Genomic DNA, 14,329 nt, shown 5'->3' with positions numbered 1-14,329 from the left:
GCCCGCCTCACAGGGGGAGCCCGTCCTCCGCGCTGCGTTCGATGCGCCGCACGAGATCGGCCGCAGTCGACTTGATCGTCGCCAGTCCCGCCCTGCCCCAGGGCCGAGGCCTCACGTCGGCGGCGGACACCGCGCCCAGCACCGTCCCCGTGCTGTCGATGAGCGGGGCCCCCAGGTAGGAGCGGATGCCGAACTCGTCGACGACCGGGTTGCCCGCGAAGCGCGGATAGTCGCGCACGTCCTCCAGGACCAGGGCCTTGCGCCGGACCACCACATGGGGGCAGAAGCCGTGGTCGCGCGGCTGGACCCGGGCGAACTCGGGACTGGTGCCGTCCCCCCGCGTCACCGGCGCGATCTCGGGCACCCGCAGGCCCGCGAAGAACTGCCCGCCCTCGACCAGGAAGTTGACCATCGCGTACGGCGCCTCGGCGAGATGGGCGAGATGGGCCGCGTAGGCGTCGAGGGCGGGATCCGGTCGTTCCGCCAGCCCGAGCCGGCGCAGCCGTCGCACCCGTGCCGGGGCCTCCCGGTCCTCGGGAGTGAGCAGCAGCCGTCCGACCGGGCGCGGCGGGTCATAGCTCATGGGCGGGCTCCGTCGCTGTGGGCGTGCGTCATGTGCGGCTCCGTGGCGGTGGGTACGGGAATCACCTGGGGTCACCTGTGGGCGCCGTGCCCCGTCGTGGGGGCCGGTGTGTGGGCGATGAGGTGGCGTACGAGGGTGAGCAGGGTCTGTACGCCGGAACTGGAGATCCGGGCGTCGCAGCGCACGATGGGGATCTCGGGATTGAGGTCCATGGCGGCGCGCACCTCCTCGGGGTCGTAGCGGTACGCACCGTCGAAGTCGTTGATCGCCACGATGAAGCCGAGTCCGCGCTCCTCGAAGAAGTCGACGGCGGCGAACGACTCCTCGAGGCGGCGGGTGTCGGCGATGATCACGGCACCGAGCGCGCCCTCGCACAACTCGTCCCACATGAACCAGAACCGTTCCTGGCCGGGCGTCCCGAACAGGTACAGCACGTGTTCCGGGTCGAGGGTGAGGCGGCCGAAGTCCATGGCCACGGTCGTTTCGAGTTTGCTCTCGATTCCGTCGAGGTTGTCGGTCGCGGCGCTGACCGTGGTGAGCAGTTCCTCCGTGCTCAGCGGTGCGATTTCGCTGACCGCGCCGACGAAGGTCGTCTTGCCCACCCCGAACCCGCCCGCCACCAGGATCTTCAGCGCGGTGGGGAAGGGGTCGGTGGTGTCGTGGCCGGGTCCCGGGACGGGTCCGTGGCCGTAGTCAGAGCTGTCGTCGTAGTCCATCGAGCACTGCCTCCAGAAGGGCCCGGTCCGTGGGGTTGTGGTGGAACGAGGCGGGGGGTTTGGTGGTCAGCGCGCCGCAGTCGACGAGGTCCGACAGCAGCACCTTGGTGACTGCCACCGGAAGCCTCAGATGGGCGGCGAGCTCGGCGACCGGGAGGGGCGCCCGGCACAGGTCGAGTGCCTGCGTGTGTTCGGGACCGAGGTAACCGAGGGGGGTCGCCCCCGTGGCCATCACCTGGGACATCAGGTCGAGCTCGACGGTGGGCCGGGTACGGCCGTTGCTCACGGTGAAGGGGCGCACCAGCCGTCCGGCCGCGTCGTCGAGCCAGGGCCCGTCGCCGGCCGCGGCCACCCTCAAGGCCTCATCGCCGGCGGTTCGACGGCGTGCTGCCGGGGCGCGGTGACCAGGTAGGGGCGGACGCTCTTGACCAGCATCGCCATCTCGTACCCGAGCACGGCCGCGTCGGCCTCGCGGCCGGCCAGCACGGCGAGGCAGGTGCCGGAGCCGGCGGTGGTGACGAAGAGCAGGGTCGAGTCGAGTTCGACGACGACCTGCCGTACGTCCCCGCCGTCGCCGAAGCGGACACCGGCGCTGCGGCCGAGGGAGTACAGGCCGGAGGCCAGGGCCGCCATGTGGTCGGCGCTGTCCGCGTCGAGGCCGTGGACGGACTTCACCAGTCCGTCGCAGGACAGGAGCACCGCGCTGGACGTGTGCGGCACGCGCTGCACGAGGCCGCTCATCAGCCAGTCGAGGTCGGATACATGGCCGGTCGGCGCGTCGCTCGCCATGGTGGATCGACTCCTTGGGGTACGAAGGTCTGCGGGAGCGCTGGTCGTGGTGGTGGGGGTGGGGGTGAGGAGGAAGCGGGGGGTGGTCACGGGGTTGCTCATCCGGCCGGGTCCCTGTGCGTCGGCTCCATGGGGCTGTGCTCCATGGAGCTGTCCTCCATGTGGATGGGCTCCATGTGGATGGGCTCCGCGGGGGCGGGTTCCATGGAGGCCGGCGGCGGATCGACGCGGGTCGGTTCCACGGGGGCCGAGTCCCTGTGCTGCTGGGCCTCCGCCAGGCCGATGCCGCGTTGGAAGGCCGCCATGAGCCCGGGGTCGTGGCCGGTGTGCTGCTCGGGTTCCTGGCGTGGTGCGGGTCCGCCACGCAGTTGGGGGACGAGGTGCTCCTGGGCGCGGCGGCGGGGCAGTTGGGGCTTGCCCATGGTGCCGCGCACCGCACTGTGGCGCGGGACGGGCGGGGTGGCCGCGTGCTCGGCGAGGACGCCCCGGCCCTCGGGCCGGACACCGGGCACGGCGGCTGCCGGAGTGGGCCGGTCCCGGTGGGCGCCGCGCACGGGCAACGGCACGGGTTCGCCCGCATCCGCCCTGCGGGCCGGGGCCGGCGTGGACACCGTGGGGCCGGGCTCGAAGGGGACGGGAGCGGGCGCGGCTGCGGGTGCGGCGGGAGCCGGCGGTGTCGCGGGGGCGCCGGGCCGCGGCTGCTGCCGGGGCGGCGGCAGCGGCACGGGTTCGGCCCCGCCGACCTCCGCCTGCCGGGCCCCGCCTCCGGGGAGCGCTCCCGGCACCGTGCCCAACAGGGCCTGCGGCACGACCAGTACGGCCTGGACACCGCCGTAGATGTTGGTCTGCAGGCGGACGGTGATGCCGTGCCTCTTGGCGAGCTGGGAGACGACGTACAGCCCGATGCGGCCGTCCGCGAGCAGGCGGGCGACGTTGACCTGGTCGGGGTCGGCGAGCAGGGCGTTCATCCGGCTCTGCTCGCCGACGGGCATGCCGAGTCCGCGGTCCTCGACCTCGACGGCGAGGCCCGAGGTGACGAGGTTGGCGCGCATCAGCACCTGGGTCTGCGGTGCGGAGAACAGGGTGGCGTTCTCGACGAGTTCGGCCAGCAGGTGGATGACGTCGGCGACGGCGTGGCCGCGCAGGGTGCCGTCGATCGGCGGGACCAGCCGGACGCGCGAGTACTGCTCCACCTCGGCGATGGCCGAGCGGAGCACCTCGGTCATGTCGACGGGGTTGCTCCACTGCCGGCGCGAGACGGCGCCGCCCATCACGGCGAGGTTCTCGGCATGGCGGCGGATGCGGGTGGCGAGGTGGTCGACGTGGAAGAGGCCCTTGAGGAGGTCGGGGTCCTCGATCTCGTTCTCCAGCTCGTCCAGGATGGAGATCTCCCGGTGCACCAGCGATTGCAGGCGCCGGGCGAGGTTGACGAAGACCTCCAGCTTCTGTTCGCTGCCCGCCTGGCTGGAGAGCTGGGCGGCCCGGACGACGGCGGTGACGGCGCCGTCGTGGGCGCGGGACAGATCGGCGGCGAGCAGTTCGAAGTCGTCGGCGTCCTCCGGCGGTCCGCCGCAGGGTTTGCGCTGGGGCGGGGTCTCGCCGCGGCGCAACGCCTCGACCACGGCACGCAGATCGCCCTCCGAGCGCGCGGTGCTGCGGCGCAGGGCGCCGACGCGGTCGTGCACGGACCGCGCGGCACGGTCGGCGGCGACGGCGGCGATGACGACGGCCGCGAGGGTCACCGAGACCGCACCCGCGAGTACGCCCCACAGGACGAGGCCGGGCCGGGCGCCGGTGGACCGGATGGTGAACAGGACGACCGCGCAGGCGCCGAGGGCCACCGCGACGGGCGGCAGCACGGCGAGACGCAGGAGTTGGGGGCGTATGTGGGTCTCAGGCAGCGCGGGTGCGGTACGGGAGGCCGGCCGGCCGTGCCGCCCGCCCTCGCGGCGGTCTGCTCGCGCGGCCGGGGCGCGGAGGTGAGACATCGGGGTCCTCGTACTGGTCCGTTGGTCCGTCGGGCCCGGATCGGGCCCTGATGCTCGCGCGTGGTGGCGAATGGCCACGCGGACACGCGACGCCACGCGGGCACGCGTCGTCGCGGTGTCGACCGAGCGGACCGGGGGATCCGGTCTACGTCGCCCGACGGACACTGACAGTAGTCGCCCGCACATCATGTGCGGTGGGCAGTTGCCGAACTCCCTCGGACAACGTCCCGCTCTGGTATGAGGCTTCGTACGACAGCCCGATAAGCCGGTGAAGCTTTCACTCGCGAAACACTGGCAACCGGTCCGACTCGATCAAATTCGGTCACCATGCGTGACGACGGGGGATTCGCGGTCGCACGCCCGGGCGCCGTCGGGGGCCCGGGCCGGTCACCTGATCCGCGCCCTGTCCGCGCGCGGGATCGTCGTCGGCACGGTCCGCACGGCACAGTTGCCCACCCTCTACGCCGCCACTTCCCCCCGGGCCGCGGGCGGCGGGATCTACGGGCCGAGCGGGCCCGGACACCTGGGTGGCCCTCCGGCCGAGCAGAGGCTGTACAGCCGCCTGCGCGGCACCGAGGAAGTGCGGCGCGTGTGGCAGACCTCCGAGGAACTCACGGGCGTTCGATCCCGCCCGATGCCGCTACTCCGGGAGGCCCGGCCTCGCCCGAGGCCCCCGGGGCCGGACGGGGCCTCGTGCTCAGTCCAGCGCCGACCGGCGGCCCGGGCGCTGATCAGGACAGCTGCGGCACTACCACCAGGATCTTCCGCGGCCCGCCCTCACCGCTCGCCCGCGAGGTCGAAACCGCTGCTGCCCGTATCGGCCTTCTTCTCGGCGTCACCGGGGCGCCGCCACGCATGCCCGAGCGGACCGGACACCGCCCGCCACCACGGTTCCCCGGGCAACTGCCCCGCCGGCTCGAACGGCTCGCCGGGGCGAGGGAGAGCCACCGCCTGTCCCGCCTCCCCGGCGGCATCCCTCGTCCACTCCGCCGGCTCCGCCCACGCGTGCGGTGCGAGATTGAATGTGCCCCAGTGGATCGGCAGCAGGGCGCCCCCCGGCCGGCCTCCCTGGAGGTCGAGGTGGGCGCGTACACCCTCCTCGGGGGTCATGTGGATGTCCGGCCAGAACTCGGCGTACGCCCCGAGCTGGATCATCGTGGCGTCGAACGGGCCGTGTGCGGCGCCGATGTCCCGGAAGCCGTCGAAGTAGCCGGTGTCGCCGCTGTGGTAGACGCGGTGCTCCTCCCCGGCGACGACCCAGGACGCCCAGAGGGTGTGCTGGGTGTTGCGCAGGCCCCGTCCGCAGAAGTGCCGGGCCGGGGTGGCGGTCAGGGTGAGGCCGCCGACGCGCGTCGACGCGTGCCAGTCCAGCTCGCGCAGCCGGCCGGCGGGGACGCCCCAGTGTTCGAGGTGGGCGCCGACGCCGAGCGGCACCGCGAACAGGGTGTCCGTGCCGGCCAGCGCCTTGATCGTGGGCATGTCCAGGTGGTCGTAGTGGTCGTGGGAGACGACGACGACGTCGACCGGGCCGAGGGCCGCCAAGGGCACCGGGACCGGGTGCAGCCGCTTGGGGCCGGCGAAGGGGAACGGGGAGCAGCGCTCGCCCCAGACCGGGTCGAAGAGCACCCGCTGTCCGTCGATCTCGGCGAGCACGCTGGAGTGCCCCGTCCAGGTCAGCCGCAGTCCGGTGGCGGGCGGCCGGGCGAGGTCGGCGAGCGTGGTGGCGTGCACGGGCACGGTGCCCAGCGGCGCGCGACGGAGCCGGGCCTGCCGGTCGAAGTAGATCTTGGCGAATTCCGCGGCCGACCCGGAGGGCCGGGTCCGGGCGCCGCCTCCGGGGTTCTGGAAGACGCCGTCGCGGAAGTGCGGCGATCTGCGGATGCGCGCCATGCGCTCACCGCTGGGGTCCGCGCCGAAGGCCGCGGGTCGCGGCACGCGGAACCCCGGGTTCGGGGAACGGAAACCGGCCACGGTACCTCCAGGTGGAGTAGGTCAGGGTCCCATTGTCGCCCCGTCCGACGTCACCTCGAACGCCCGATGTCACATCCGAGTTCCCCTCACCCGTCGTACCGGTGAGGGCGCCCCCCGCCGGAGCGCCCGGAAACCAACGGCACGCCTCACGGACAGGAAGGTGGCCCTCATGGCCCGTGTATCCCTCACCCCGCCCCGGACGCTCCTCCTCCGCGTCATGGAGTGGTACTCCCGGCGCACCTACGGCAAGGTCCTCGACCCCGGCAAGGCGCTCGCCCACAACCCGCGCGTGCTCTGGGGCGACCTGCGCTTCGAGCAGGCCGTGGCCAAGTGGAACAGGCTGGACTCCGACCTGAAGGCGCTCGCGGTGATGGCCTCGGCGGCCTCGGTCGGCTGCTCCTGGTGCATCGACTTCGGGTACTGGGAGAACGCCGGGCGCGGCATGGACCGGCGCAAGCTCCACGACGTTCCGGTGTGGCGGGAGAGCGAGGCGTACACGCCGCTGGAGCGGGACGTCATGGAGTACGCCGAGGCGGTGACGGCGACGCCGCCCACCGTCGGCGACGACCTCGCCGGGCGGCTGCGATCCCGGCTGGGCGAGCCGGCGTTCGTGGAGCTGACCGCCATGGTCGCCGTCGAGAACCTGCGCTCCCGCATCAACGCGGCGCTCGACCTCACCAGCCAGGGCTTCAAGGACTCCTGCGATCTGCCCGGCACGGGGCGCACCGGCCCGGTCACCGCGACGACGGACTGAGTGAGCGGGCCTGAAGCGGCCGTCGCCGCATGTCCGGGTGCGTGTATAGGGTGACGGGCGTGGTGAGAGTCCGGTTGGGTGTCGCGGAGCGGCGCGAGGAGTTGCTGCGCGCGGCGATCGAGCAGATATCGGCGCGGGGTGTGGCGGCCTTGCGGATCGCCGACGTGGCCGCCGCGCTCGGTGTCAGCAACGCGCTGGTGCTCTACCACTTCTCCACCAAGGAGAAGCTCGTCGCCGCCGCGTTCACGTACGCCGCCGAGGATGATCTCTCCCGTCTGCGCAAGCTGCTCGGCCGCCGTACGTCGGCACTGCGCCGGCTGCGGGCGGCCGTGCGCTGGTACGCCCCGACCGGGCAGGCCAAGGGGTGGCGGCTGTGGATCGAGGGCTGGGCGGTGGCGTTGCGCGAGCCCACGCTGCGGGAGGTCGCGCGGGAACTGGACCGTCAGTGGAAGGCGGCGATCGCCGAGGTCATCACCGAGGGCGTGGCCGCCGGGGAGTTCACGTGCCCGGAGCCCGACGGCGCGGCCCTGCGTCTGACCGCCCTGCTCGACGGGCTGGCCGTCCAGCTGACGTCCTACCCGGGTGCGGTGTCCCGGGCCAAGGCCCAGGAGTGGACGGACGAGGCCCTCGCCCGCGAACTCGGCCTGAGCCGCGAGGCGTTGACGACACCACGCCGCTAGCGACGGCCGTGCGCGGGACCGGCGGCACCTCACCGCGGACGGGCGCCCCCGCACCGTCGCCCGGGGACGACGGGCCGACCCCTCGATCACCGTTCCACGACGGCCGGACCCTTCCCCACAGCCGCAGCACGACCGACCGGCCCCCCAGCCACCGTTCCACCGGCGGCCGAGCACGCCCCCGCGCGCCGCCGGCCGGCGCGAGCCCGACCCCGGCCGACCGCCCGCACCCGAGCCACCGACCATCCGCCGGCGTCCGCCCGCCCGGCCCACGACCACCCGCGCAACCGGCAAACGACCCCGCGACCCTCCGCCGCACGCCCCACACCGCGCCGCAAGCCGCGCTCCCGCACACCCCGCACCGCCGTCAGGCCACCGCCACGCGCCCCGCACCGCCGTCAGGCCACCGCCGCGATCCACACCTCGCACCCCGCACCGCCGTCAGGCCACCGCCGCGATCCACACCTTGATGTCGTCCGGAGACAGCGTCCCCTTGGCGGTCACGTGGTCGCCCGACGACTCGCCTCGCAGTCGGCGTCCGATCCACGGCACCAGGTACTCGCGCGCCCACTGCACGTCGTCGCGCCTGACGAGCAGGGTGCCGCGGGGCGGGAGCGGTGGCCAGGGCTGGTCCGGATCGGCGGGGACGCGCAGACCGAGGGCCTGGCCCGCACGCAGCGCCACGCGGGTGTGGCCCTCCGGCGACAGGTGCAGCCGGTCGGCGTCCCACGCCCTGCGGTCCTGGACGCTCCGGAGCGACCACAGGTCGAGCACGGGGCAGCCGTAGCGGTCGGCGACGGCACGGACGTGCCCGTTGTAGGTCGCGATCTTGCCGCGCAGATGCTTGAGGACGGGCACTCCACGGGTGTCGAAGCCGGTCGTCACCAGGACGGTGCCGGCCGCCGCGGCCAGCGCGGCCACCGCGCGTTCGAACCGCTCGGCCACCTCGTCCGGATCGGTGCCGGGCCGGATGATGTCGTTGCCGCCCGCCGCGAACGAGACCAGGTCGGGCGCGAGTTCGGCGACCCGCGGGACCTGCTCCGCCACGATCTGGTCGAGCAGCCTGCCGCGCACGGCGAGGTTCGTGTACCTGAAGTCGCCCTCGGGGCGCCGGTCCGCGAGCAGTACGGCCAACCGGTCCGCCCAGCCGACGAACGACCCGCCGGGGCCCGGGTCGCCGACGCCCTCGGTGAAGCTGTCCCCCACCGCCACGTACGACCCGATCACTTCTCTGCTGTCACTTCTCGAATCGTCTGCCACGTCGGCCCATGATTCACCTTGCAATGTGACCTACGCGACCGTAGGAAGGGGTTGACGGGCGGTGAGAAAAACCACGCCTAAAGTGTTCGTCAATTCCGGAATACACCGAAGGCCGGACCCGGGGATCGGGGTCCGGCCTTCAGCGGCGCGGAGGCCGCGCCCGAGCGGTCGTCAGAGAGAGACGCCGTGCGAGCGCAGGTACGCGATCGGGTCCACGTCCGAGCCGTAGTCCGGCGTGGTGCGGATCTCGAAGTGCAGGTGCGGACCGGTCACGTTGCCGGTGGCACCCGAGAGACCGACCTGCTGACCCGCCGTCACGGACTGACCGGCGGAGACGGAGAGCGAGGACAGGTGGGCGTACTGGGCGTAGTGGCCGTCGGCGAGCTGGATGACGACCTGGTTGCCGTACGCGCCGCCCCAGCCGGCGGAGACGACGGTGCCCGCGCCGACGGCCTTGAGCGAGGTACCGGTCGGGATGACGAAGTCCGTGCCGGTGTGGTAACCGCTGGACCACATGCTGCCGGTCTGGTGGTACGGGGTGCCGACGGTGCCGCCGGGAACGGGCGACACGAAGCCGCCGGTGGTGCCGACGGGCTGGGCGCTCGTGTTGGACGAGTCGGAGGAGTCCGAGGACGAGGTCTTCGCGGCGTCCGACGACTTCTCGGCCGGCTCGGACTTCTCGGCGGACGACTTCTTCGGCGCGGCGGGCTTCTCGGCCGGCTTCTCGGACTCGGCGGAGGAGGGGGCCGAGGACTTGGCGGCCTGCTCGCCGACCGAGAGCTTCAGGCCGGGGTGGATCAGCGACGGGTCCGAGCCGACGACGTCGCGGTTGTCCGCGTACAGCTTCTTCCAGCCGCCGTCGACGTCCTGCTCGTCGGCGATCTTCGAGAGGTAGTCACCGCTCTTCACGGTGTACGTCCGGGAGTCCGAGTTCTTCTCGGCGCTGCTGCCGGCGGCCTTCTTCGCGGTCGTCGGTATGGACTGCACGGCCTGCTCGGAGACGGACTGCGCGGGAGCGGCGTGGGCGCCGGCGGCACCCAGCAGCGGCAGCGCGAGCGCGGCGCCACCGGTTCCGGCGACGGCGATGGTGCGGGTCAGGCGCATGGCCCTGGTACGGCGGTGCTTACCCTTCGCGGGCATGGCGTTTTCCTCTCCGGCGCCTACGAGGTGAGCTGTCGGGTGCGAGCTGGAGATGCCCGGCCGCGCCGAGACGCGGCTTAACCCCAAGCCGTTCCGGGAACCGGAACAGGCAGTTGTACCTGTGGGTCCCCCGCTCCTGCCGTGTACGGGTGGTGGATGAGTGCGGGCTCCGGTCGGCGGCAGGATTAGGCGTCCGTCCGGATCGGTGGTGAACGTAAGGGACCAAGACGCGCGGGGACAAGCGAGGGGTTCCATTGACAGGTGTTCCGATTGATCCTTTACGGGAATTACCGGTCACCCTCCGTCGATTCACGCGGTGCCCTTTCGCGTGAACAGCCTTGAAAACCGGCCGCATTACGTGAGCATGACGGGCAACGCACGGTCACGGATATGACGCTGCTCACGCGCCGTCTCTCCAGCCCCTTGCATTTCAGGGCTACTTGGAACGAAGGCATCAATTCGGACAGACGGTTTATATGCGACGTAGTCGGGCGGCTGTGCCGCCGAGGCCCCCGGACCGTGCCGTATCTTCGAGTGGTGCCCGTCGGCGAGCAGCGCCGACGGGGCGGAGTGGGAGGAGCCCCCGTGACGCAGCAGGTCCCGTCGACCGAACCCGAGCTGGCCGGTGTGCGAAACTTCCGTGACGTGGGCGGGCTGCCGACCGTGGACGGGCGGCGGGTGCGACAAGGGGTGCTGTTCCGCAGCGGCCACCTGGCGCACGCCACCGGGGAGGACGCCGCGTTCCTGGCCTCGCTGAGCCTGCACACCATCTTCGACTTCCGCAACGCGGCCGACCAGAAGCTCGAGGGCCCGGACGTCGAGCTGCCCGGCGTGCGCAATGTGAACCTGCCGCTGAGCGATCCGGCCGACGGTGCCGAGTTCTGGAAGATGGTCCGCGACGGCGACCTCGACCAGCTGCACGAGATCCTGGCGGACGACAAGGCCGCCAACCGGATGATCGAGTCCTACCGCATGATCATCAAGGAGCGCACGGCGGAGCACTCCCGGGTGCTGCACGCGCTCGCCGAGGACAGCGTCCCCGCCCTGATGCACTGCGCGGCCGGCAAGGACCGCGCGGGCCTGTCGATCGCGATCACCCTGCTCGCCCTGGGCGTCGAGCGCGACGCCATCGTCGACGACTACCTGAAGTCGAACGCCACGCACCGCCGCTACAAGGTGCGCCGCAGCAGCTCCGCCGCCTCCGCCTACTCCCCCGAGGTCATGGAGCTGCTCAGCCCCCTCTTCGACGCGCGCGCCGAGTATCTGGCGGCGGCCTTCGAGACGGTCGAGGAGACCTGGGGCGGGGTCGACACCTACCTGGAGAAGGGCCTGCGGGTCACGCCGGAGATCCGGGAGCGGCTGCGCGAGCGGATGCTGGACTGAGCCACCCGCTCACCGGCTGTTGGCGCCCACCTCGAAGAGCAGGTAGATGAAGGCCGCGAAGACGTGGCCCGCGACGAGGTAGATGAAGAGCCGCACCCACAGGGCGCGCGGGAACTTCTCCTGCAGGTTCATGGCGTCTCTCCGAGTGTGGGGTGGGCCGGCGTGGTGGCCGGGCCCAGGCACAGCGCCGTCGCCGGGCTCTGCAGCAGGGTGTGGACGAAGAGGAGGACGACCCCGTCGGCGTCCTGAGCGACGATCCGGTGCGGGGTCAGCGAGTCGAAGTGCGCGCTGTCACCCGGACCGAGCCGGTGCACGGTGTCCCCGAGGCGCAGACGCAGCCGGCCGCGCAGGACGTGCAGCCACTCCTCCCCGGGATGCACCCGCACGATGTCTCCCTGTGAGCCGTGCGGCACATGGACCCGCAGGGCCTGCATCCCGCGCCCGGCCCCGCCGGCCTGCCAGTACGTCCAGCCGCCCGCGAACGTCGGCTCCATGGCGTCGGCGCGCACGACGGCGTCCCGGTCCGCGGCCGTCTCGCCGAGCAGCTCCGAGACGGTCGTACCGTAGACCCGGGCGAGGGAGAGCAGCATCGGCAGCGAGGGCTGGCGTCGCCCGGTCTCCAGGCGGGAGAGGTGGGCGGGCGACAGCCCGGCGGCCCGGGCCGCCGCCTCCAGGGTGAGGTCGGCCCTGCGCCGCAGGGCGCGCAGCTGCGGTGCCACGACGGACACCGCGTCCGGCGACGGCGGACCGGTCTCATGGGAGGTCATGCCTCCATTCAGCCCGAGACTTGTCCGTCAGGCAATTTTCTTGCCTCAGAGGCAAACGACGCGAACAAGCCGACGGGAGGCAGTCCTCCAGGGCCAGGACGGTCGCGGGCGGGACGCGCTAACGGTTGCCCACCGCCTGCCTGACCAAGGTCCTTCCGAAGTCCCACATGAGGCCGCCGCCGTTGTGGGCGTCGTCCATCACCTCGGTGAAGGCGTCGACGAACCGGTCGGCGTCCGCCACGTCGATGATCAATGGCGGGATCAACTTGATGACCTCCAGGTGGTCGCCGGACACCTGCGTCAGGATCCGGTGCCGTTGCAGCAGCGGCACCACGACCATCTGCGCGAACAGACCCTTGCGCGCGGCCTGCAGCATCGCCCAGCGGCTGCGCAGCTTCAGGGACCTGGGCCGGCCGAACTCGATGCCGATCATCAGCCCCCGCCCCCGGACGTCGGCGAGCAGCTCGTAGCGGTCCACCAGTTCCGTCAGCCGGGACTTCAGCCGCTCCCCCACCGCGGCCGCGTTCGCCACGATCTCCTCGTTCTCCATCACCGACAGCACCGCGAGTCCGGCCGCCATGGCCTGCGCGTTGGATCCGAAGCTCGCCGAGTGGACCTGCACCCGGTCCATCGAGGAGAACACCTTCCGGAAGATCCAGTCCTTGCCCAGCGTCGCCCCCACCGGCACGTATCCGCCGGACAGCGCCTTGGCCACGCACACCAGGTCGGGCTCGACGCCGTCCTCGTGCTGGAAGGCGTAGAACCTGCCCGTCCGGCCGAGGCCCGTCTGCACCTCGTCGGCGATCAGCAGCGCCTTGTGCCGGTGCAGCAGCTTCTGCGCGGCGCGCAGATAGCCGGGTGGGGCCTCGTGCACGCCCTTGCCCTGGACCGGCTCCACGATCAGCGCGGCCACGTCGCCGTGCTCAAGCTCCCGCGCCAGGGCGTCCAGGTCGCCGAGCGGGACGGCGGTGTCGGGAAGCAGCGGGGCGAAGCCGTCGCGGAAGCCGTCCTCGCCGTTGACGGACAGCGAGCCGGTGGTCAGCCCGTGGAAGGCGTGCGAGCAGTACAGGATCCTCGGCCTGCCGGTCGCGTACCGGGCGAACTTCAGCGCGGTCTCGACCGCCTCCGTGCCGCTGTTCCCGAAGAAGACCCGGTCCAGGTGCGGGCTGTAGGAGAGCAGCTTCTCGGCGAGCAGCCCGGGCAGCGGCGGACAGTCGAAGCGGGTGAGGTCGGCCAGCGAGGCGTCGAGGACGTCGTGCAGCGCCTTGCGTACGACAGGGTGGTGGCGCCCCAGGCCCATCACCGCGAACCCGGCGAGCATGTCCAGGTAGTCGTTGCCGTCCGCGTCCCAGAAGTGCGCGCCCTCGGCCCGCTCGTAGACCTTGTCGAAGCCGATGGTGTGCAGCACGCGCGGCAGCTGGTGGTTGAGGTGCCTGGCGTGCAGCTCGTACCGCTCGGCTCCGCGCTCGGCCAGGAGCGCGGCGAGATCGAACCCCTTGGTCATTCAGTTCTCTCCTTGGACTGGCGTGACGGTCCGTACGTCCACGGCCTGATCTCCGGCCTCTTCCCCGGCCGGCGTGCCAACGGCTCGGGCGCCGACGGCCTGCGCCCCAACGGCCAGGCTCGCGCTGATCCGCCCGGCGATCCCGACCGGCGTGAGACCGATGTCGGCGAGCACCTCGGCGCGCTTGGCGTGCGCGAGGAACCGCGCGGGGATGCCGAACCGGCGCACGGGTACGTCGGCGTCACCAGCGCCAGCGGCACCGCCGAACCGGCCCCGGCGGCACGGCTGTCGTCCTTCAGGTCGCGTGGTCCCCGGATGCTCTCCAGAATCGTCACGCTCGGGCCCCCTTCGGTCCGTGCTGTTCAGCTCACGGTGACGGCCGGCTCCCCCGACGCGCCGTCCTTCTCCATCTGCTCGGCGATCCGCGTCGCCTCCTCGATCAGCGTCTCCACGATCTTGGACTCGGGGACGGTCCTGACGACCTCGCCCTTGACGAAGATCTGGCCCTTGCCGTTGCCGGAGGCGACGCCGAGGTCGGCCTCGCGGGCCTCGCCGGGGCCGTTGACGACGCAGCCCATGACGGCGACGCGCAGCGGGACGTCCATGCCCTCCAGACCGGCCGTGACTTCCTCGGCCAGCTTGTAGACGTCGACCTGGGCACGCCCGCAGGACGGGCAGGAGACGATCTCCAGGCCGCGCCGGCGCAGGTTGAGCGACTCCAGGATCTGGATGCCGACCTTGATCTCCTCGACCGGCGGGGCGGACAGGGAGACCCGGATGGTGTCGCCGATGCCCTG

15 protein-coding genes, 2 pseudogenes and 1 riboswitch are annotated in these 14,329 nt (G+C 72.2%); of the genes and pseudogenes, 4 read left to right on the top strand and 13 right to left on the bottom strand.

All coding sequences use genetic code 11. The features are described 5' to 3' along the window. Nucleotides 1-7: 7 nt before the first annotated feature. From ACIQ1J_RS07165 to ACIQ1J_RS07145, 5 genes are all read right to left on the bottom strand, one after another. Nucleotides 8-583, bottom strand: coding sequence for a GAF domain-containing protein (locus ACIQ1J_RS07165; protein WP_403554870.1), 576 nt, complete (start codon nucleotides 581-583; stop codon nucleotides 8-10). Between the two features lie 71 nt (nucleotides 584-654). Next, nucleotides 655-1,299: a GTP-binding protein gene (locus tag ACIQ1J_RS07160; protein ID WP_403554868.1), complete on the bottom strand. Its 645-nt coding sequence runs from the start codon at nucleotides 1,297-1,299 to the stop codon at nucleotides 655-657. Continuing rightward, the gene (locus ACIQ1J_RS07155) at nucleotides 1,277-1,651 is read right to left on the bottom strand and encodes a DUF742 domain-containing protein (protein ID WP_210964398.1); all 375 of its coding nucleotides are present in this window, start codon (nucleotides 1,649-1,651) and stop codon (nucleotides 1,277-1,279) included. Before ACIQ1J_RS07155 ends, ACIQ1J_RS07160 begins: the two co-directional genes overlap by 23 nt. 2 nt (nucleotides 1,652-1,653) lie before the next feature. Continuing rightward, nucleotides 1,654-2,088, bottom strand: a complete 435-nt coding sequence (locus tag ACIQ1J_RS07150) for a roadblock/LC7 domain-containing protein (protein ID WP_279560566.1) — start codon at nucleotides 2,086-2,088, stop codon at nucleotides 1,654-1,656. A gap of 98 nt (nucleotides 2,089-2,186) precedes the next feature. Next, on the bottom strand, nucleotides 2,187-4,076 hold the full coding sequence (locus tag ACIQ1J_RS07145) for a sensor histidine kinase (protein ID WP_403554866.1): 1,890 nt from the start codon (nucleotides 4,074-4,076) through the stop codon (nucleotides 2,187-2,189). Nucleotides 4,077-4,467: 391 nt separating this feature from the next. Between ACIQ1J_RS07145 and ACIQ1J_RS07140 the strand changes: the two are divergent. After that, nucleotides 4,468-4,701, top strand: a pseudogene (locus ACIQ1J_RS07140) (short chain dehydrogenase); the annotation flags it as partial. 152 nt (nucleotides 4,702-4,853) lie between these two features. Here ACIQ1J_RS07140 and ACIQ1J_RS07135 read toward each other — a convergent pair. Then, nucleotides 4,854-6,047, bottom strand: a complete 1,194-nt coding sequence (locus ACIQ1J_RS07135; protein WP_403554864.1) for an MBL fold metallo-hydrolase — start codon at nucleotides 6,045-6,047, stop codon at nucleotides 4,854-4,856. Between the two features lie 169 nt (nucleotides 6,048-6,216). On the opposite strand from ACIQ1J_RS07135, the gene ACIQ1J_RS07130 reads away from it, so the two are divergent. Further along, the gene (locus ACIQ1J_RS07130; protein ID WP_403554862.1) at nucleotides 6,217-6,801 is read left to right on the top strand and encodes a carboxymuconolactone decarboxylase family protein; all 585 of its coding nucleotides are present in this window, start codon (nucleotides 6,217-6,219) and stop codon (nucleotides 6,799-6,801) included. A 59-nt stretch (nucleotides 6,802-6,860) separates the two neighbouring features. Continuing rightward, a complete protein-coding gene (locus ACIQ1J_RS07125) occupies nucleotides 6,861-7,481 on the top strand; it encodes a TetR/AcrR family transcriptional regulator (protein WP_403554860.1) in 621 nt (206 codons plus the stop codon). 438 nt (nucleotides 7,482-7,919) lie between these two features. Here the strand turns inward: ACIQ1J_RS07125 and ACIQ1J_RS07120 are convergent, their stop codons facing one another. Both ACIQ1J_RS07120 and ACIQ1J_RS07115 read right to left on the bottom strand, forming a co-directional pair. Further along, on the bottom strand, nucleotides 7,920-8,705 hold the full coding sequence (locus ACIQ1J_RS07120) for an SGNH/GDSL hydrolase family protein (RefSeq protein ID WP_403555786.1): 786 nt from the start codon (nucleotides 8,703-8,705) through the stop codon (nucleotides 7,920-7,922). A gap of 204 nt (nucleotides 8,706-8,909) precedes the next feature. Further along, nucleotides 8,910-9,878 (bottom strand): peptidoglycan DD-metalloendopeptidase family protein, encoded by a 969-nt coding sequence (locus tag ACIQ1J_RS07115; RefSeq protein WP_403554858.1) that lies wholly within the window; start codon nucleotides 9,876-9,878, stop codon nucleotides 8,910-8,912. A gap of 2 nt (nucleotides 9,879-9,880) precedes the next feature. Further along, nucleotides 9,881-10,040: riboswitch (cyclic di-AMP (ydaO/yuaA leader) on the bottom strand. 423 nt (nucleotides 10,041-10,463) lie between these two features. Here ACIQ1J_RS07115 and ACIQ1J_RS07110 point away from each other — a divergent pair. Beyond that, entirely contained in the window at nucleotides 10,464-11,261 is a 798-nt protein-coding gene (locus ACIQ1J_RS07110; RefSeq protein ID WP_403554856.1) for a tyrosine-protein phosphatase, read from the top strand. Between the two features lie 9 nt (nucleotides 11,262-11,270). Here the strand turns inward: ACIQ1J_RS07110 and ACIQ1J_RS07105 are convergent, their stop codons facing one another. From ACIQ1J_RS07105 to ACIQ1J_RS07085, 5 genes and pseudogenes are all read right to left on the bottom strand, one after another. Further along, nucleotides 11,271-11,393: a DUF6126 family protein gene (locus tag ACIQ1J_RS07105; protein ID WP_403554854.1), complete on the bottom strand. Its 123-nt coding sequence runs from the start codon at nucleotides 11,391-11,393 to the stop codon at nucleotides 11,271-11,273. Beyond that, nucleotides 11,390-12,028 (bottom strand): helix-turn-helix domain-containing protein, encoded by a 639-nt coding sequence (locus ACIQ1J_RS07100; RefSeq protein ID WP_403554852.1) that lies wholly within the window; start codon nucleotides 12,026-12,028, stop codon nucleotides 11,390-11,392. Before ACIQ1J_RS07100 ends, ACIQ1J_RS07105 begins: the two co-directional genes overlap by 4 nt. 118 nt (nucleotides 12,029-12,146) lie before the next feature. Further along, nucleotides 12,147-13,532: an aspartate aminotransferase family protein gene (locus tag ACIQ1J_RS07095; RefSeq protein WP_403554850.1), complete on the bottom strand. Its 1,386-nt coding sequence runs from the start codon at nucleotides 13,530-13,532 to the stop codon at nucleotides 12,147-12,149. Further along, nucleotides 13,533-13,831: pseudogene (locus ACIQ1J_RS07090) on the bottom strand (1-deoxy-D-xylulose-5-phosphate synthase); the annotation flags it as partial. A 63-nt stretch (nucleotides 13,832-13,894) separates the two neighbouring features. After that, nucleotides 13,895-14,329: flavodoxin-dependent (E)-4-hydroxy-3-methylbut-2-enyl-diphosphate synthase (locus ACIQ1J_RS07085; protein ID WP_403554848.1), on the bottom strand; the 435-nt coding region annotated here is incomplete at its 5' end.

The sequence above is a fragment of the Streptomyces sp. NPDC097107 genome (assembly GCF_044762405.1).
GTDB classification, from domain to species: Bacteria; Actinomycetota; Actinomycetes; order Streptomycetales; family Streptomycetaceae; genus Streptomyces; species Streptomyces thinghirensis.
The sequence above is the reverse complement of the archived record's forward strand: the minus strand, read 5'-3'. Positions and strand labels throughout refer to the sequence as shown.